This window comes from Cupriavidus nantongensis (assembly GCF_001598055.1).
GTDB classification, from domain to species: Bacteria; Pseudomonadota; Gammaproteobacteria; order Burkholderiales; family Burkholderiaceae; genus Cupriavidus; species Cupriavidus nantongensis.
The window spans coordinates 1689222-1707663 of sequence record NZ_CP014845.1 but is presented as its reverse complement, the minus strand read 5'-3'; the positions used below and the strand labels follow the sequence as shown (position 1 = coordinate 1707663).

Annotated in this window: 12 protein-coding genes and 1 pseudogene; 11 read left to right on the top strand and 2 right to left on the bottom strand. The window is 70.0% G+C overall.

Features of this window, described 5'->3' with window-relative positions; translation table 11 throughout:
* Positions 1-18: 18 nt before the first annotated feature.
* From A2G96_RS28605 to A2G96_RS28590, 4 genes and pseudogenes are all read left to right on the top strand, one after another.
* Entirely contained in the window at positions 19-2133 is a 2115-nt protein-coding gene (locus tag A2G96_RS28605; RefSeq protein ID WP_062803519.1) for a TonB-dependent receptor, read from the top strand.
* A pseudogene (locus A2G96_RS32865) lies at positions 2097-2714 on the top strand (ABC transporter ATP-binding protein); the annotation flags it as partial. The gene A2G96_RS28605 and the pseudogene A2G96_RS32865, both read left to right, overlap by 37 nt.
* 164 nt (positions 2715-2878) lie before the next feature.
* Positions 2879-4285, top strand: a complete 1407-nt coding sequence (locus A2G96_RS28595) for an ABC transporter permease (RefSeq protein ID WP_167354404.1) — start codon at positions 2879-2881, stop codon at positions 4283-4285.
* Positions 4282-5682, top strand: a complete 1401-nt coding sequence (locus tag A2G96_RS28590) for a DUF3526 domain-containing protein (RefSeq protein WP_062803517.1) — start codon at positions 4282-4284, stop codon at positions 5680-5682. Before A2G96_RS28595 ends, A2G96_RS28590 begins: the two co-directional genes overlap by 4 nt.
* Positions 5683-5700: 18 nt before the next feature.
* On the opposite strand, the gene A2G96_RS34335 is transcribed toward A2G96_RS28590, so the two are convergent.
* A complete protein-coding gene (locus A2G96_RS34335; protein WP_062804180.1) occupies positions 5701-6321 on the bottom strand; it encodes a flavodoxin family protein in 621 nt (206 codons plus the stop codon).
* Positions 6322-6627: 306 nt separating this feature from the next.
* Between A2G96_RS34335 and A2G96_RS28580 the strand changes: the two genes are divergently transcribed.
* The 3 genes from A2G96_RS28580 (at position 6628) to treF (ending at position 12258) form a co-directional block, all read left to right on the top strand.
* On the top strand, positions 6628-8817 hold the full coding sequence (locus A2G96_RS28580) for a TonB-dependent receptor family protein (RefSeq protein WP_062803516.1): 2190 nt from the start codon (positions 6628-6630) through the stop codon (positions 8815-8817).
* 98 nt (positions 8818-8915) lie between these two features.
* The gene (gene mdtD, locus A2G96_RS28575) at positions 8916-10340 is read left to right on the top strand and encodes a multidrug transporter subunit MdtD (protein WP_062803515.1); all 1425 of its coding nucleotides are present in this window, start codon (positions 8916-8918) and stop codon (positions 10338-10340) included.
* Positions 10341-10467: 127 nt separating this feature from the next.
* On the top strand, positions 10468-12258 hold the full coding sequence (treF, locus tag A2G96_RS28570; protein WP_062803514.1) for an alpha,alpha-trehalase TreF: 1791 nt from the start codon (positions 10468-10470) through the stop codon (positions 12256-12258).
* 34 nt (positions 12259-12292) lie between these two features.
* Here treF and A2G96_RS28565 read toward each other — a convergent pair whose 3' ends face one another.
* Positions 12293-14263 (bottom strand): ligand-gated channel protein, encoded by a 1971-nt coding sequence (locus tag A2G96_RS28565; RefSeq protein WP_082819133.1) that lies wholly within the window; start codon positions 14261-14263, stop codon positions 12293-12295.
* A gap of 263 nt (positions 14264-14526) precedes the next feature.
* On the opposite strand from A2G96_RS28565, the gene A2G96_RS28560 reads away from it, so the two are divergent.
* The 4 genes from A2G96_RS28560 to A2G96_RS28545 all read left to right on the top strand — a co-directional run bounded on the left by A2G96_RS28560 (position 14527) and on the right by A2G96_RS28545 (position 18368).
* On the top strand, positions 14527-15246 hold the full coding sequence (locus tag A2G96_RS28560) for a response regulator transcription factor (protein WP_062803512.1): 720 nt from the start codon (positions 14527-14529) through the stop codon (positions 15244-15246).
* Complete coding sequence (locus A2G96_RS28555; protein ID WP_062803511.1) at positions 15243-16652, top strand: sensor histidine kinase; 1410 nt, start codon at positions 15243-15245, stop codon at positions 16650-16652. The genes A2G96_RS28560 and A2G96_RS28555 overlap by 4 nt, the downstream gene beginning before the upstream one ends.
* A 260-nt stretch (positions 16653-16912) precedes the next feature.
* Positions 16913-17467: a fimbrial protein gene (locus tag A2G96_RS28550; RefSeq protein WP_062803510.1), complete on the top strand. Its 555-nt coding sequence runs from the start codon at positions 16913-16915 to the stop codon at positions 17465-17467.
* 136 nt (positions 17468-17603) lie between these two features.
* Entirely contained in the window at positions 17604-18368 is a 765-nt protein-coding gene (locus tag A2G96_RS28545; RefSeq protein ID WP_062804179.1) for a fimbria/pilus periplasmic chaperone, read from the top strand.
* Positions 18369-18442 lie beyond the last annotated feature (74 nt).

The window sequence follows — 18442 nt, the reverse complement described above, 5'->3', positions numbered from 1 at the left end:
GCGCCGCCGCAAGGGTTCATGAACAACAACAACGAAAACACGGGTACCGCGCGCGCCTTCGCTTGCGCGCTGTTGCCGCTGGCGGCGGGCGTCGCCAGTCCGGCCGCCTCGGCCGAAGCCGGTCACGCCACGCTGCCCCAAGTCAGCGTGGTGGCGACGCAGGACGAGCGGCCGCACGACCAGCGCAACGTCGTCACTACCGACAGCGCGGGCCTGCCGGCAGCGGTGTCGGTGATCACGGCCGACGAGCTGGCCACCATCAATATCGGCCGGGACATCTCCAACATGTTCCGCCGCGTTCCCGGCGTGGTCGCCAACAATATCGACCAGGGCGATACCGGCAATGGCTTCCGCATGCGCGGCTTTGCCACCCAGGGCACGCACGGTGCCGACACCGCGGTCTATGTCGACGGGGTGCCGCAGAACATGCCGTCCAGCCAGGCGGGGGCGGGGCACGGTCCGGCCTTCCTGGAATGGCTGACGCCGGACATGATCGGGCAGATCGACGTCATCAAGGGGCCGGTGTCGGCGCTGTACGGCGACCAGAACCGCGCGGGCGCGGTGCCGATCCAGACCCAGTCCGGCGAGGTGCCGTCCAGCTTCGGCATCGGGCTGGACCGCTACGACGGCAAGCGCGCCACCCTGGTGCTGTCGGGCCGCCACGCGCTGCGGCCGGAGGCGGAACCGATCCAGTCGCTGTTCGTCGCCGACCTGTACCGCACCCACAGCTACCGCTATGACGGCAGCACCGAGCGCGACAACCTGTTCTGGAAGCTGTCGACCCGCATCGGCGAAGGCCTCTACAGCCTGCGCCTGAATCACTATCGCGCCGAATCGACGGCGGCCGGCTACCTGCTGCTGAGCGACCTGCAGTCGGGCAAGGTGGATCCGCGCTCGACCCAGTACGGCCTGCCTGGCTTTGGCAGCGGCAAGCGCTCGATGTTCGCGCTGAACCGCGCGCCCGCGCACGGCGAGGAAGGCTGGTACGCGACGCTGTACGGCGAAGCCTTCGAGCGCGAGCGCGGCATCGCCACCAGCAGCGTGCAGCATACCGTCGGCTCCGACGACCGCAATATCTTTGGCGGCCGGCTGGCGGGCAACGTTACCTTCGGCGACCGCGCCGCGCTGATGGCCGGCCTCGAAGTGCGCCGCGACCACGGCGACGCGCAACGGCAGATCTGGCTGCGCGGCGTGCCGACCGCCAACTATGTCAATGCCCAGCGGCTGACCCTGCTGACCTACGGGCTGTTCGTGCAGGGGCAGTTCAAGCCGGTCGATTCGGTCAAGCTGAGTGCCGGGCTGCGGCGCGACTGGTTCGACTACGACATCGTCAACCGCAAGCTGCCGGCAGCTAGCACGGATTATTTCAAGGGGGTGACCACGCCGAAGCTCGGCGCGGCCTGGACCGTGCTGCCCGGGCTCGACCTGTTCGCCAATGTCGCCCAGGGCTTCCGCTCGCCGGCCGCCGAGCAGATCAGCAGCAGCGGCGCGCCCGGGCCGCTGGGCGCGCCCGGCGGGTCGGTCTATGACGTATCGCCGTCGAAGGTGAAGTCCTACGACGTGGGCTTCACCGCGACCCCGGCCCGCAACCTGACGGTCACCGCGGCGGCCTATTACACCCTCAACGAGGACGAGATCGTCGGGCAGCCGGACGGCTCGTTCCGCTCGGTGGGCGACACCACCCGCAAGGGCTATGAGGTCGAGGCGCGCTGGCGGCCGGTGCGACCGGTCTCGCTCTATGCCAGCTACGGCCACATCATCCAGGCCGAAGCCAACAACCCGCTGCCCAACACCGGCGCCAGGCTGTCGGTGCCGCGCCACCAGCTCAAGCTGGGGGCGGAGTACCGGCAGCGGCTGCAGGGCGTGCAGCTGACCGTCAATGCCGACGCCTACCTGACCACCGGCATCCCGTACTACATGGGAACGCCGCAGACCCAGCTGCGCTTCATGCCGGCCTACACGCGCTTCGACCTGCGCGGGGTGCTGGACTGGAAGCAATACCAGCTGTCGCTGTTCGCGGTGCTGCAGCCGCACCGGTTCTCGACCGAGGCCGCCTATGGCGCGGCGGCCGGACTGCTGGTGTCGCCGCAGCCGAAATGGCAGTTCGGCATGGCGGCGCGCTACTTCTTCTAACTGCCCGACGGAGATACCAGATGCTTGAAATCCGTGACCTGGTGGTCCTGCGCGACGGCCGTCGCGTGGTCGACGGCCTGCAGCTTTGCGTGCCCACGGGCCGCGTCTATGCCTTGCTGGGCGGCAACGGCGCGGGCAAGACCACCACCATCGACGCGATCCTGGGCTTTGTCCCGGCGGCCGGCGGCATGGTGCGCGTGGACGGGCTGTCGCCGGCGGACGATGCGGTGGCGGTCAGGCGGCGCGTGGCCTACCTGCCGGAGAATGTCGCGCTGTACCCCTATCTGTCCGGCGTGGAGAACCTGGACTATTTCTGCGCGATGGCGGGGATTGCGCTGTCGCGCGCCGACGCCGCCGCGCTGCTGGACCGCGCTGGCCTGGCGCACGAGGCGCAGGGCCGGCGCGTGAGCGGCTATTCGAAGGGCATGCGGCAGAAGGTCGGGCTGGCGATCGCACAGGCCAGGTCGGCGTCGCTGCTGCTGCTCGACGAACCGACTTCGGGGCTGGACCCGGCCGCCGCCGACGACATGGCGCGCAGCGTGCGCGCTGCTGCCGATGCCGGCATGGCGGTGCTGATGGCCACGCATGACCTGTTCAATGCCAGGCAGCTGGCCGACCGCATCGGCATCCTGCGTGCCGGCGTGCTGGTGGCCGAGTTCGACGCGTCCACGCTCGACCACCAGGCGCTGACCGCGGCCTACCTGGCGCATGCACGCGCAGCGGGAGCCGCATCAGGATCGGAGCCGTGCTGCGCAAGGAACTCAAGGCGATGGTCAGGGAAGGGCGGGCCGTGGCGCTGCTGGGCATCGGTGCCGTGGTGCTGGCGATCGCCGTGCTGGTGTCGCTGCAGCGGCATGCCACGGTCGCCGGCGAGATGGCGCAGGCGGCCGCGGCGACGCGCCAGCAGTGGGACGACCAGGGCGACAAGCATCCGCATCGCGGCGCGCACTTTGGCCTGTATGCGTTCCGGCCGGCCTCGGCGCTGGCGGCGATCGAGCCCGGACTGGGCGATTACTTCGGCCAGGCGCTGTGGCTGGAGCCGCACCGGCGCAATCTCGCGCGCTTCGAGCCGGCGCAGGACGCGCTGCCCGCGGCGCGCTTTGGCGACCTGAGCGCCGGCTTCGTGTTCGCTGCGCTGTTGCCGCTGCTGGTGCTGGCGGTCAGCTTCGATGCCGTCAGCGGCGAGCGCCAGCGCGGCACGCTGCGCATGCTGCATGGCGCCGGCATGGCGCCGAAGAGCCTGCTGGCGGGCAAGTTCCTGGCGCTGGCCGCGGGCTTCGCCGGATTTTCGGTCGTGCTGGCGCTGGCGCCGGTGGTGGCCAGCCATGCGCAGGGTACGCTCGATGCCGGGGTGTGGTGGCGCGCCGCCGGCCTCGGCGCCGGCTACCTGCTCTACACGGCGGTCCTGGCGGGCCTGGGGCTGGCGGTGTCGGCGTGGATGGCCGACGGCCGGAGCGCGTTGCTGGCGCTGGCCGGGCTGTGGCTGGCCTTTGTCTTCGTCATCCCCGGCGCGGGCGCGGCGCTGGCACGGCATGCGGTGCCGCTGCCATCGGCGCAAGCGTTCTGGGCCGGGATCCAGCACGACTACCTGGAGGGGCTGCCGGGCGACGGCAACCTGGAGGCACGCACCGCGCGCCATGACGCGGCGCTGCTGGCGCGCTACGGCGTGACGCGCCTGGCAGACTTGCCGGTGGGGGCGGCGCCGCTGCGCCGGCTGCATCGCGACGCCTATGCCGACCGCGTCCACGCCCTGCATTTCGATGCGCTGTGGCAGCGCTACGCGGCGCAGGAGAACGTGATGCGCGCGGCCGCGCTGCTGAGCCCGACGCTGGCGATGCGCAACTTTGCGATGAAGATGGCCGGCACCGACCTGGCGCACCAGCGCCACTACGAGGCCGCCGCGGAACGCTATCGGCAGACCGTCAATACCGCCATCGATAGCTGGGATGCCAGCCATACGCGCGGCCTGACCTCGTTCGACGACAAGTATGCGGGCGCGTCGCTGTGGCGCGCGATCCGGCCCTTTGACTACACCATGCCCCCGGCGGGCTTCGCGCTGCGCGCGGCATGGCCCGAGATCGCCTGCCTGCTGTGGTGGTGTGCGGTGGCGCTGGCCGGGCTTTACGGTTGCCTGCGGAGGATGCGGCCATGAACCAGATCAGACCGACCGGGCGCCTGCTGGCGGCCCAATGGCGCGCCCTGTGGGGCGCGCGTGGCGCCCGCTGGGCGCTGCTGCTGTGCGCTGCCGTGATGTGCGCCTGCGCGGTGGCATCGGGGCTGGGCGCGCGCGCCTGGCATGGCAAGTTCCAGCAGCTGGAAGCCGGCGCGCAGGCAGCGTTGCGCCAGGCCGGCGCGCAGCCGTTGCCGGCCGCGGGGGACCAGGCCGCGATGGCGGCGTTCCGTTTTGCCCGCGCGCACGCGCCTGCGGCGCTGCTGCCCGCCGCCGGCGGCCGCGCGCTGGCCAGCGGCATGCTAGAGCTGCTGCCGCCGGCCATCCGCGTCACCGTGGAAAGCCGCCATACCGACGCCCGCAACGAGGAGAAGCTGGGCAATCCGCTGCTGCAGCGCTACGGCATGGCGGACCTGGCGACGGCACTGGCGCTGCTGGTGCCGCTGCTGCTGGTGTGCCTGTGCGCGGGCATGGTCCAGGGCGAGCGCGAGCACGGCACGTGGCGAATGTCGCTGGCGCAGGGCGCGGCCGGCTGGCGCCTGCTGCTTGCCGGGATGGCGGTGCGGGCGGGTGCGGTGTGGGCGGTGGCGGTGCTGGCTTCGCTGCTGGCGTTCCTGCTGGATCCGGCGGCGACGCTGCGCGCCTTCGGCGCGTGGGTGTTCTGCCTGAGCGCGTTCGTGTTGTTCTGGAGTGCGGCGAGCGCATGGCTGAACCTGCTGCCGGGTTCCGCCGCCACGGCCGTGCTGGCCGGCCTGGGCCTGTGGGCGGTGATCACCTTCGGCGCACCGGCCGTAATCGCGGCGGCGACCGACCGCATGGCGCCGATGCCGTCGCGGCTGGCTGCGATCGTGCAGGTGCGCGCCGCCCAGCAGGAGGCCGAAGCTGCCGCGGCGGACCTGGTGCGGGCGTGGTACCGCGCCAATCCGCAATGGGCGCCGGCCGCGCCGCGCCAGCACAGCTGGCCGGTGTCATTCATGCCGCGCTATCTCGACCAGGCCGCGCGCATCGAGCCGATCGCGGCCGAATTCGAGCGCGTGCGCGCGCAGCGCTTCGAGCGTGCGGAACGCTGGGCCTGGCTGTCGCCGCCGCTGTCACTGCTGCTCGCGGCCGACCGGCTGGCGGGGCACGACGCCCCGCGCTACGCCCGCTTCATGGCGCAGGTGAACCGCTACGAAGCCGAATGGCGCGCGTTCTTCGTGCCGCGCATCATGAGCTATCACGGCGTGGCGCTGCACGACTACGCCAACGCGCCGCGCTTCGCCTGGGTGGACAACCCCCGCTGGCATGCGGTGTGGCGCGCCGGGCTGCAGCAACTGGCACTGGCCGCGGTGCTGCTGGGCCTGCTGTGGCGGTGCCGGGCCCGGCTGGCCCGGCCGTGACACGGCCCTTACGCGGCCTCAGGCCGCTTCCTTCAGCGCCGCCAGCGCCTGCCGCCCCGCGACCAGCTGCTGCGCGACTTCGGCCACGCGCGCACCCAGGTGTTCGGCGGTGCGCAGGTCGGCGGGCGGCGGCGCGACCTCGGCGCTGACATCCGCATCCGACTGCGCGGCCGCGCCGAGGAAGAAGCCGTGGCGGTTCAGCGTATCCTCGGTCGACCTGGAATTGTTGTGGCCCGAAGTCAGGCCCAGGTTGACCCAGTGCATGCCGTGCTGCGCCGCGAAGATCGCGATCTGCTGCAGCGTCGCCAGCTTGTCGCCGGAGCGCGAGGCCGCGTTGGTAAAGCCGGCGGCGACCTTGTTGGCCCACTTGCCGCCCTTGGCGAACACATTGCGCGAGGTCGCGTCCATAAAGCCCTTGAACTGGGCCGAGGCGCTGCCCATGTAGGTCGGCGCGCCGAAGATGATGGCGTCGACCTGTTCCAGCGTATCCCAGTGCTGGTCGATGTCCTCGACCGGGATCAGCAGGCTTTCGGCACCCGCGACGCTGCCGGCGCCGCGCGCGACGGCCTGGGCCTGGCGCGCGGTGTGGCCGTAGCCGCTGTGGTAGACGATGGCAACGCGGGTGGAGGCGGTGGTCATGATTTCGATCCTTTTGATTTCGAAAATCTGAATATCGTTATGCTGCATTGCCTGGGTGGAAGTTTGCGGGCTGCAGCGGCTGGTGGAGGAAGTGTAGGGGCGCGAAGCGGCACCAGCTGGGGCGGTTCCGAAATAAGTTGTTGAAATTTTCTGAATGTTGGATGCGTAGTGTCCCCGGCGCCGGTCCACGGGTTTTCCCCGCGCCTTGGCGCGTAGCCATCGCGCCACGGCCGGGATAAAGTTGCGCCATATCCACCCACGCCCCGGCGCTGCCCGACTTCGCGCCCCCAACCGCTTCCGATTCCCATGAACCCAGGCGGCAGGCAGATCCCGGCGATGCGGCAGCAGCGCCGCTCCCTTCATCGTTTCCCGACCCTTTCGACGCTGGCGTGCGCGGCGATGCTGCTGGCCAGCGCCGCCGCGCGGGCGGCCGACGCGCCCGGCACGGCCGTTGCCGCGGCCACCGGCGAGACCCTGCCGGACGTGGTGGTCAGCGCCACGCGCAGCGAGCAGCGCCGCTTCGACGCGCCCGCCGCGGTCGACAGCGTGCCGGTCGACCCGCTGCGCAGCGCCACGCCGCTGGTGAACCTGTCGGAGGTGCTGGCCGGCGTGCCCGGCGTGGCGGTGCGCGACCGGCAGAACTATTCGCAGGACCTGCAGCTGGCGGTGCGCGGCTTCGGCACGCGCTCGACCTTCGGCGTGCGCGGCGTGCGGCTGTATGTCGACGGCATTCCCGCCACCATGCCGGATGGGCAGGGCCAGGCGTCGACGGCGGATCTCGCCAATGCCAGCCGGGTCGAGGTGCTGCGCGGCCCGTTCGCGCAGCTGTATGGCAATGCCTCGGGCGGGGTGGTGCAGGTGTTTACTCCCGATCCGCCCAAGGACGGGTTCACCGGGCGCGCTTCGACTGGCTTCGGTTCCGACGGCCAGTGGCAGGCCGGCGTGGCGCTGGCCGGCGGCAATGAGCGGCTCGGCGGCTCGCTCGATGCGTGGACCTACCAGACCGACGGCTATCGCGAGCACAGCGCGGCACGCCGCTACCAGCTCAATGCCAGGGTGGTGGCGCAGCCGGCCAGCGGCACGCGCGTGACCGGCCAGTTCAATTACTTCAACCAGCCGCTGGCGCAGGACCCGCTTGGCCTGACCCGCGCGCAGGCCGATGCCAACCCGCGCCAGGCGGTGGCCGCGGCCACGCAGTTCGATACCGGCAAGACCGTCGAACAGGCCCAGGCAGGGGTGGTGGTGGACCACCAGCTCAGCGGCACCGACAGCCTGTCGGCACGGCTGTACGGCGGCACGCGCAACCTGTACCAGCGGCTGGGCTTCAGCGGCGCCGCGCCGACGTCGTCCGGCGGCATCGTCGACCTCGACCGCACCTTCGGCGGTGCGGCGCTGTCGTGGAGCCGGCGCACCACCACGGCTGCGGGTCTGCCCTTGCTGTGGAGCGCCGGACTCGAAGCCAACGGCATGCGCGATGGCCGCAACGGCTACGTGAACCAGAACGGCACGCAGGGGGCGCTGCGCCGCGACGAGACCAATACCGCGACCGACCTCGGCGCCTTCGCGCAGTTCGACTGGAGCTTCCATCCGGCCTGGCAACTGGTGGGCGGCGCGCGCGTGAGCCGGGTGCGGCTGGGCATCGACGACCATTTCATCACCGCGGCCAGCCCCGACGACAGCGGCCACGCCAGCTACAGCAACGTCAGCCCGGTGCTCGGCGTGGTCTGGCATGCGCTGGATTCGCTCAACGTCTACGCCAACCTCGGCCGCGGCTTCGAGACCCCGACGCTGACCGAGGTCGCCTACGGCCCCGGTGGCGTTGGCAGCAACCTGGGTTTGCAGGCATCGACCAGCCGCCAGGGCGAGATCGGCATCAAGTGGCAAGGGTCGGGACAGCGCCTGGAAGCGGCGCTGTTCGATGCCGACAGCCATGACGAGGTGGTGCCGCAATCGAACAACGCCGGGCGCACCGTCTACCAGAACGTCAGCGGCGTGCGCCGGCGCGGCCTGGAGCTGGGCTGGCGCGGGGGCTTTCTCCACCAGGTCGGCACGCCGGGCCAGGGCGGCGGCAGCCGGATCGAGGCGGGGCTGGCCTATACCTGGCTCGATGCGTACTTCGGTGATGGCTTTATCAATGCGCAGGGGCAGGCGGTGGCGGCCGGCAACCGCCTGCCCGGCACCGCGCGCCACAGCCTGGCCGCCGAGCTGTCGTGGCGGCCGCTCGCGCCGCTGACGCTGGGGGCCGAGCTGCGTGTCGACAGCCGGGTCTATGCCGACGACCTCAACACGCAGGCGGCGCCGGGCTATGCCGTGATCAACCTGCGCGCCGGCTATGCCTTCCGCATCGGCCCGACGCGCTTCTACCTGTTCGGCCGCATCGACAACCTGGCCGACCGGCGCTACCTCGGCTCGGTCATCGTCAACGAGGCCAACGGGCGCTACTTCGAGCCGGCACCGGGCCGGCGCTTCTTCATCGGGCTGCGAGCCGCGCTGTAAGCCTGGCGCCGATTGCCTCGGCGGTCGTTGCCCTTTAAGGTGCTAGCTTTGGCCGGCGCGCGGGTCACCGTGGCGCCGGCCGGACCCGGAGCCGCACCATGACCTCGCCCGCGCCCGACGACCGCACCCGCCGCATCATGCTGTGGGTGGTGGCAGTCGGCTTCTTCATGCAGACGCTGGACTCGACCATCGTCAACACCGCGCTGCCGTCGATGGCGCACAGCCTGGGCGAGAGCCCGCTGCGGATGCAGTCGGTGGTGATCGCCTACTCGCTGACGATGGCGGTGATCATCCCGGCCTCGGGCTGGCTGGCCGACCGCTTCGGCACCCGCACCATCTTCCAGACCGCGATCGCGCTGTTCGTGGCCGGCTCATTGCTGTGCGCCTATGCGCCGACGCTGAACTTCCTGATCGGCGCGCGCGTGGTGCAGGGCGTGGGCGGCGCGATGCTGCTGCCGGTGGGGCGGCTCTCGGTGCTGCGCACCTTCCCGCGCGAGCAGTACCTGCAGGCGCTGAGCTTCGTCGCCATCCCCGGCATGATCGGCCCGCTGATCGGCCCCACGCTGGGGGGCTGGCTGACGCAGGCGCTGTCGTGGCACTGGATCTTCCTGATCAACGTGCCGGTCGGCGTGCTGGGCGCGCTCGCCACCGTGCGCTACATGCCCAATGCGCGACTGGCCGGCGTCGGCCGCTTCGACATCGCCGGCTACCTGCTGCTGGCCACCGCCATGCTGGCGCTGTCGTTCTCGCTCGACGGGCTGGCCGGGCTGGGCTTCCAGCACGCCACCGTATTGATGCTGCTGATCGCCAGCATGGCCGCGCTGACCGCCTACGGGCTGCATGCCAACCGCCGCAAGCAGCCACTGTTCCCGTTGCGGCTGTTCCGCATCCACAGCTTCAGCGTCGGGCTGCTGGGCAACCTGTTCGCGCGCATCGGCAACGGCTCGATGCCGTTCCTGATCCCGCTGACGCTGCAGGTCAGCCTGGGCTATGCGCCGCTCGACGCCGGCCTGATGATGCTGCCGGTCACCGCCGCCGGCATGGCGTCCAAGCGGCTTGCCACGCGGCTGATCCAGCGCCATGGCTACCGGCGCGTGCTGGTGTCGAACACCTTCGTGGTAGGCGTGGTGATGGCGGCCTTTGCGCTGATCACGCCGCAGCTGCCGCTGTGGCTGCTGGTGCCGCTGCTGGCGTTGTTCGGCATGGTCAATTCGATCCAGTTCACGGCGATGAACACGGTCACGCTGAAGGATCTGAGCGGCGCCGGCGCCAGCAGCGGCAACAGCATGCTGTCGATGGTACAGATGCTGTCGATGAGCCTGGCGGTGACGGCGGCGGGAGCGTTGCTGGCGACGTTCCAGCACCGTTTTGGCGGGGATCCCGCCGCGGTGCTGCCGGCCTTCCATGCCACCTTTATCTGCATGGGGCTGATCACCTGCGCGTCGGCCTGGATCTTCATGCAGCTGGGCGTGCGCGAGGCCGCGCCGGCGATCCCGGTGCAGCACGGCGAGAAGGAGGTGTAGCACGCATGGGCTGGTCCCGGCGTGGCACATGCGCCGCTTTGCGGCCCGGCGGCGAAACTTACGATGCGCGGCGCGGCTCCTATTTCTAAACATCGGAGCCGGCCGCGGCCGGTACAAGGAGGCGTCCATGCGGCCGACCGGCAAGCCTGATACCGAATCCGCGGTGCCGCCGTCGCCCGCCGCCGCAAGCGGCAGCACGGTGCCGCGCAGCGCCCCGGCCACGCCCGACGGGGCTGGCGCCGTGGCCGGCCCGGCCGCGGCGCCCGGCAAGATCCACAGGGCGGCGCAGCCGCACTTGATCACGCACCGCGACTGCCCGCCGCCGCACACGCTGCCGGGCTGCGCCTGCGCCGACATGCTGTCGCCCGCGGCGCGCTATTGCGAGCTGTTCGTCGACGTCCAGCACAGCGGCCTGTTCGCCGACAGCAAGACCTTCCCGGACTGCATTCCCAACTGCGACCCCGACCTGATCGTGGCGCGCTATCGCGAGGCGCGCGTCACGCCCGGCTTCTCGCTGGCGGATTTCGTGCAGGCGTATTTCACGCGCGCCACGGTGCCGGACAGCCACTACGTGTCCGATCCCGACAGCACCCTGCGCGAGCATATCGACAGCCTGTGGCCGGTGCTGACGCGCGCGCCCGTGGCCCATCCGCCGCTGTCGTCGCTGTTGCCGCTGCCGCACCGCTACGTGGTGCCGGGCGGGCGCTTCGGTGAACTCTATTACTGGGATTCCTACTTCACCATGCAGGGGCTGGCCCGCAGCGGGCTCGGCGACCTGATGGTGGAGATGACGCGGAATTTCGCCTACCTGATCGACACCTACGGCCTGGTGCCGAACGGCACCCGCAACTACTACCTGAGCCGCTCGCAGCCGCCGGTGTTCGCGCTGATGGTGGACCTGCTTGAGCGCGAGCAACTGGCCAGCGCGCTCGATTTCCTGCCGCAGCTGCGCCGCGAATATGCCTTCTGGATGGACGGCGCCGAGCGCCTGTGCCCCGGCCACGCGCACCGCCGCGTGGTGTGCCTGCCCGACGGCGCGCTGCTCAACCGCTACTGGGACGATCGCCCATGGCCGCGCGAGGAGGCCTTCCTGGAAGACATGGAGACCGCGCTGCGCAGTGGCCGCCCGCACCATATGGTGTTCCGCGACCTGCGCGCCGCAGCGGAGTCGGGCTGGGACTTCAGCTCGCGCTGGCTCGATGCACCGGACCCGCGCGCCGGCCAGCCCGCCGACCTGGCCACCATCCGCACCACGGCGATGCTGCCGGTCGACCTCAATGCGCTGCTGTGGCACCTGGAAACGCGGCTCGCCGCGCTGTGCGAGCAGGCCGGCGATGCCGCGTCGGAGGTTTATCGCGCCGCGGCGCAGCGGCGCGAGGCGGCGATCCTGCAATACCTGTGGGACGGCGCCGCGGGCGTCTTCGTCGACTACGACTGGTGCCGTGGCGCACCGCGCCGGTACCTGACCGCGGCCACCGTGATGCCGCTCTATCTCGGCCTGGCCAGTGCGGCGCAGGCGCAAGCGGTGGCGCAGGCGGTGCAGGAGCGGCTGCTGGTCGACGGCGGCCTGGCCACCACGGAGTGCACCTCGGGCCAGCAATGGGACCAGCCCAATGGCTGGGCGCCGCTGCAGTGGCTGGCGGTATGCGGCCTGGAGCGCTATGGGCACGAGGCCCTGGCGCGCGAGATCGCGCAACGCTGGCTGGCCACAGTGGCCAGCCTGTACACCCACGAATGCAAGTTGGTCGAGAAATACCGCATCCGGCGTATCGAAGGCGCTGCACAGGGCGGCGGCGGCGGCGAGTATCCGCTGCAGGACGGGTTTGGGTGGACCAATGCGGTGGCCGGGGCGATGATGGCACGCTACGGCGAGGTGCCGGCAACGTGCCGCGCGGATGATGTGGGGGCTTCGAGGTGAGGGTACCGTGCCCCAAACCTCAAAACCCCATCATTCAAAACTTGACCGCCACGCTCATCCAGTAGCGTCGGCCGTCCTCGACATAGCCGTAGTCGGTGTAGTTCACCTGCTTGTCGAACAGGTTATAGATGCCGGCGAACACCGACACGTTCCTGGTCAGCGCATAGGTCGCGCCCAGGTCGACGAAGGTGTATGACCGCGCCACCACGGTGCTGGAAGATGGCCCGGTGATGGGCTGGCTTTCCTTGCCGCGATAGTTGACGCGGGCCCAGGCGTTGATCTTTTCCGACGGGCGCCAGTTCAGCGTGGCCACCAGCAGGTGCATCGGCAACTGGTTCAGCGGCTGGCCCTGGTACTGCCCGGACTTCTGTTCCGAGCGGGTGTAGGTATAGCTGCCGGTCAGCGACCACGCCTGCGCGATGGGCCAGCGCAGGCTGGCTTCGACGCCGCGCGAGTAGGCGCGGTCGACGTTCATGTACGTGGTCGGGGCGGCGCCGAACTTGTTGGGCCCGTCGGTGCATTGCGTGGGCGGGCAGGCCACGCGCGTGATCTTGTCCTTGAAGTCATTGTTGAACAGCGTCACGCCGGCCTGCAGGCCGTTGCCCTTGTCGTAGAGCAGGCCCAGCTCCTGCGACACCATGGTCTCGGGCTTCAGGTCCGGATTGCCGTACATATTGCCGCCGCGGCTGGTCTGGCCCCAGCCGGCCACGGTCTGGCGCAGGTCCGGCGCGCGGAAGCCGGTGGACACGCCGCCCTTGACGGTCCAGCGCTCGGCCGCGTGCCAGACGCCGTACAGGCGCGGGCTGTAGTGCTGGCCGAAGTTCTGGTCATGGTCCATGCGCACGCCGCCGGTCAGCGCAAAGCTCTTTGCGAGGCGCCATTCGTCCTCGGCAAACAGCGCCCACTGGTAGCGCTCGACCCGGTTCGGGCCGCCCGCGATCTGGTTGCCGGTCTGGTCGTTCAGGCGCTGGTTCAGGTATTCGGCGCCGACCGACAGCATGTGGTTGCCCAGCGGCATGGCCCAGCTGGTGCGCGCATCCAGGTTCTTGATCTTCATCTGCCGGCTGCGGTTGTCGAACTCCTCCTGCTGGATATAGCTGTCGGAGACGCCGAAGCCCCAGCGGCCGGTGTGCGACAACGCGTATTTCTCGCTGCGGTAGTCGGTCTCGGACGACGCGGGGCAGCCGGTGCGCGGGCACGGCGTGCCCGGCGGCAGCGGCGGCACGGTCTTGCCCAGGGTCTCGCTGCGTTGCTGGCGCATGCCGGTGGCTTCGAACACGATGTCGTGCTGGCGCGTGGGCGTCAGCGCCAGCTTGGCGGTCAGGCTCTCGGCGCGGCGGCCGCGGAAGCCGTGGTCGATCTCGTCCTCGATGCGGTGCGTGCTCTGGCCGTACAGCTGCAGCCCGAGCAGGTCGCTCTTGAGCGGCCCGGCCAGGTAGAAGTTGCCCTGGTACTGGTTGCCCGAGTCGCTGTGCTGCTGCAGCGTGGCATCGCCGCGCAGCTCGCCGGTCCATTGCTTCGGCACCTTGCGCGTGATGATGTTGACCACGCCGCCCATGGCATCGGACCCATACAGCGACGACATCGGGCCGCGCACCACCTCGATCCGCTCGATCGCGGCCAGCGGCGGGGTCCAGCTGCTTTCGACGCCGGACGAGTCGGAATTGGTGCGGGTCTCGCGCGAACTCTGGCGCTTGCCGTCGATCAGCACCTGGGTGTACTTGGCGCCCATGCCGCGCAGGCTGATATCGGTGCGGTCGCCGCCGCCGCTGACGATCACGCCCGGCACTTCGACCAGCGCGTCGTTGATGTCGCGGTAAGCCTTGTTTTCCAGTTCCGAGCGCGTGACCACGCTGATCGACGCGGGTGCATCGCGGATATCCTGCGCACTGCCCGCCGCGGTCACCACCACGGTGGCGAGGGTGGCTTCCGTCTTGGGGTCCTGCGCCTGGGCCCACGCCCCGGTCATGCCCGAGGCCGCGCATATTGCCGCCAGGCCGGTCACCCATTGACCCCTCGGCGTGCCCCCCGTTGCTGCCGTCCCAACCACTGCCCGTGCTGCCGCCTTCAATGCCCACCCGCTTCCGGCGGCCTGCCTGTCCTTCATTATTTTCCCCGCTGTATGCAAATAACAATCATTCTCATATTAGAATCGGGGATGCAAATTGCTAACCAGTCACTTTGGAAAGCTTTTGTTTTCTTGACGTTTCTTGACGGAACCGGAGGCCGGCGGCCCGCTCCTTGCCCGCCAGGGCCCCGGCAAGCTGCATGCTGATGTGCTCTCACACGCCGCCCGCGCGCGTGCTGCTGATCGACGACGACCTGGAACTGGCGCAGATGCTGCGCGAATACCTGGAGCCCGACCACTGCACCGTCACGCTGGCGCACACCCGCGAGCAGGGCGAGACCCTGCTGGCCCGCAACGACTACGACGTCGCGCTGCTCGACCTGATGCTGCCCGACGGCAACGGCCTGGAGCTGCTGCGGCTGCACCGCGCGCGCTCGCAGCGCCCGGTGATCATGTTTACCGCGCATGGCGACGAGACCGACCGCGTGCTCGGGCTGGAACTCGGTGCCGACGACTACCTGAGCAAGCCCTTCAGCCCGCGCGAACTGCGCGCACGCATGCACGCGGTGCTGCGCCGGTTCCAGTGCGCCACGCCGGCCACCGGCGCCAGCCCGTGGCTGGAGGCCGGCGCGCTGCGCCTGAACCTGGCCTCCGGCGAAGCCATGCACGGACCGGCGCAGGCCACGCTGACCGGCGCGGAACAGCGCGTACTGGAAATCCTGATGCGTTCGGCGGGCCGCGTGGTCACGCGGGAAGAGATCGGGCGCTTCGCGCTGGGACGCGCTCCCGAGCGCTACGACCGCAGCCTCGACACCCACGTCAGCGCGCTGCGCCGCAAGCTGGCGCTGGACGGCACGGCCTCGCCGCTGCGGATCCGCAACCTGCGCGGCCAGGGCTACCTGCTGGTGCAGGCGCCGTGAACGGCTGGCGCCGCGTGCGCGCGCTGTTTCCGCTGCCGCTGTTCTGGCGCAACTTCCTGGCGTTCTGGCTGGGCATGGCCGCGATCGTCGGCATCGGCATGGCGCTGACGGCGGCGGTGGCCTGGTACCGCTTCGCGGCGCTCGACGGCCTGAGCCCCGCCGCGCTCACCGAAGACGCGGTCGAGGTGGCGCGGACCCAGGGGCGCCCCGGACTGCGGCGCTGGCTGCGGGCGATGGATTCGTACGCGTCGGCGCTGGATGTCTATATCGTCGACCATGCGCTGAACGACATGCTGGGCCGGCAGTTGCCGGCGCGGCTGCGCAACCATCTGGCCGACCGCATCGTGCCGATGTGGGGCGCGGGCATGATCGGCCATGCGGCCGCGCATGTGCCGCGGCCCGGCGCGCGCGTGTCGTGGTGGGACCCGCAACCGATCGCGCTGCCGGACGGCGGCGAGGTGCTGCTGCTGTTCCTGCCGTTCGACTCGTCGCGCTGGGAGGTGCTGCACCTGTCGCCGGTGGCGCTGGCGCTGGGCCTGTTCGCGCTGGCGGTGTCGGCGCCGCTGTGCTGGGCCCTGACGCGGCACGTGACCGGCCCGGTGCGGCGCCTGCGCGAAGCCACGCAGGCGCTCGCCGAAGGGCAGCTGGCCACGCGCACGCCACCGGTGCTGGCCCGCCGCGCCGACGAGCTTGGCCAGCTGGCGCGCGATTTCGATGCCATGGCCGATCGGCTGCAGCGCCTGGTGGACTGGCGCGAGCAGTTGCTGCGCAATATTGCGCATGAGCTGCGCTCGCCGCTGGGGCGGTTGCGCCTGTCGCTGGAGCTGGCGCGCCGCCGCGATGCCACGCTAGCGCTGCAGCTTGACCGCATCGAGCGCGAGACCGGGCGGCTCGATGCCCTGGTCGAGCGCACGCTGCAACTGGCGCGACTGCATGCGATGACGCCGGTGCGCAGCCCCATCGACCTTGCCGGACTGGTCGACGTGATCGTCGCCGATGCCCGCTTCGAGGCCGCGGCCCGCGGCGTGGCGATCCACTGGAGCACGCCCGAAGAACTGGTCTTCGACGCCGATGCCGCGGCGCTGGGCAGCGCCATCGAGAACATCCTGCGCAACGCCATCCGCTACACCGACCCGGCGGCGCCGGTCAGCGTGACGCTGCGGGCCGACGCGCACGAGATCCGCCTCGATATCGTCGACGGCGGCCCCGGCGTGCCGGCCGAAGCGCTGGCGAGCCTGTTCGAGCCGTTCTATCGCGTGCGCAGCGGCCCGGGCCATCCGGCCGGCGCCGGGCTCGGGCTCAGCATCGCGCATGCGGGCATCGCGGCGCATGGCGGCACGGTATCGGCCCGCAACGCGCAGCCGCGCGGGCTGGCGGTATCGGTGCGCCTGCCGCGCCAGGCCTGACGCGCGCAGCGGCGGCCCTGCAACGGGGCTGCCGGTGGTGTCAACGCATCATGGCGTGATGCTGGCATGTCAAAGGGAAAATTCCGAACAAGATCTAAGGCTTGCCTGATTGGTGGCATTAAGCCCCATCCCTATATTCCACCTTGTCCCCGGGGCGGCCGGAACTGCACAAGCTGATCGGCAGTTGCACGCGGCACGGGGCAGGCGGGATCCGCCGGATCCGCAAGCCATTGACCTACCAACCTCTGAATCACCCCATCATGACCAAAAACAAGCTTCTCGCCGCTCTGATCGTCGCCGGTACCACCATGGGCGTGCAGTCTGCGCATGCCGTCGATGGCACCATTACTTTCAATGGCAATGTCATCGGCCAGTCCTGCAAGATCAACGGCAACGGCAAAGGCCCCGGCGAAGCCAGCTTTGCTGTACAGTTGCCGACGGTCTCGACCTCGACCCTGAACGCGCCCGGCAACACAGCCGGACAGACGCCCTTCTACATCGAGCTGACCGACTGCACGCCGGACAGCGGTAGCGTGCATACGTTCTTCGAGGCAGGCCCGACCACCGATGCCACCACCGGCAACCTGATCCTGGAGGCGGGCGGCGCAGAGAACGTGCAGATCCGGCTGCTGAACGGCGGCACCGCCAACACCGCGATCAAGGCCGGCTTCACCGATTCGGCGCAGAACTCGAAATCTGTTCCCATTTCCAACGGCGCGGCCACGCTGTGGTACTACGCGCAGTACTACGCTACCGGCAAGGCCACTCCTGGTGCCGCCAACTCCAGCGTGATGTACTCCATCGCCTACGAGTAAGCCTCGTGCCCCAGGCGCGGAGCGTGATACCGGCGCGCTCCGCGCCTTGCACTAGCTGACGTCGCGCCGGTAAATCAATTTGGCGGCCGATCCGGCTGCCGGTTCACCCGAGCTGGCGACCGCTGCCAGCAAGAACATGACGATCAAGTCCCTGATTTACGCCGGCGTTGTTGCGCTGGGACTCCTGAATGCAGTGCAAGCGCAGGCCTCCGTGGTCATCGCCGGTACGCGGGTCATCTATCGCGCGCAGGAGAGCGAGACCACCATCAAGCTGACCAACGAAGGCAAGGTTCCTGCATTGACGCAGGCATGGATCGACAAGGGCGATGCCAAGGCCGCGCCCGCAGCCATCGAGGTGCCGTTCACCGTGACGCCGCCGGTGTCGCGCATCGACCCGGGCAAGGGCCAGACGCTCCGCATCCTCTACACCGGCGAGCCGCTGGCGCAGAACCGCGAATCCGTGTTCTGGCTCAACGTGCTCGAGATCCCGCCCAAGCCGGGCGCGGACCAGGCCGATACCAACAAGCTGCAACTGGCGTTTCGCTCGCGCATCAAGCTGTTCTTCCGTCCCGCCGGCCTGAAGGGCAGGGCCGAGGAAGCGCCGGCCATGATCCGCTGGCGCCTGGTCCAGGCCGACGGCAAGCCTGCGCTGGAAGGCAGCAACCCGAGCGCGTATCACGTTTCCTTTTCAAAGATCGAACTGGTCGGCGGCGGCAGGACCGCCCGCTTTGAAGACGGCGGCATGATCGGTCCGGGCGAAACCAGGAGCTTTCCGCTGACCGGCGAGGTGCCGCAAGGCCCCGACGCCAGGGTCCGCTTCAACACCATCAACGATTACGGCGGTGCCGCCCGCGGCGAAGCCGCGCTCGACAGCGGCACCGCCCAGGCCGCTTCACGCTGACCTCGCGCCGGGCCGCGCCCGGCGATCTCCCAGGCTGAATGCCTTCGATTGACGATGCCGCGCAGGCGGCAGGG

Coding starts and splice junctions, on each gene's coding strand:
- A2G96_RS34335 (WP_062804180.1), bottom strand. CDS start 6,321: ATGACCACCGCCTCCACCCGCGTTGCCATCGTCTACCACAGCGGCTAC.
- A2G96_RS28590 (WP_062803517.1), top strand. CDS start 4,282: ATGAACCAGATCAGACCGACCGGGCGCCTGCTGGCGGCCCAATGGCGC.
- A2G96_RS28545 (WP_062804179.1), top strand. CDS start 17,604: ATGACGATCAAGTCCCTGATTTACGCCGGCGTTGTTGCGCTGGGACTC.
- A2G96_RS28580 (WP_062803516.1), top strand. CDS start 6,628: ATGAACCCAGGCGGCAGGCAGATCCCGGCGATGCGGCAGCAGCGCCGC.
- treF (WP_062803514.1), top strand. CDS start 10,468: ATGCGGCCGACCGGCAAGCCTGATACCGAATCCGCGGTGCCGCCGTCG.
- A2G96_RS28550 (WP_062803510.1), top strand. CDS start 16,913: ATGACCAAAAACAAGCTTCTCGCCGCTCTGATCGTCGCCGGTACCACC.
- A2G96_RS28605 (WP_062803519.1), top strand. CDS start 19: ATGAACAACAACAACGAAAACACGGGTACCGCGCGCGCCTTCGCTTGC.
- mdtD (WP_062803515.1), top strand. CDS start 8,916: ATGACCTCGCCCGCGCCCGACGACCGCACCCGCCGCATCATGCTGTGG.
- A2G96_RS28560 (WP_062803512.1), top strand. CDS start 14,527: ATGCTGATGTGCTCTCACACGCCGCCCGCGCGCGTGCTGCTGATCGAC.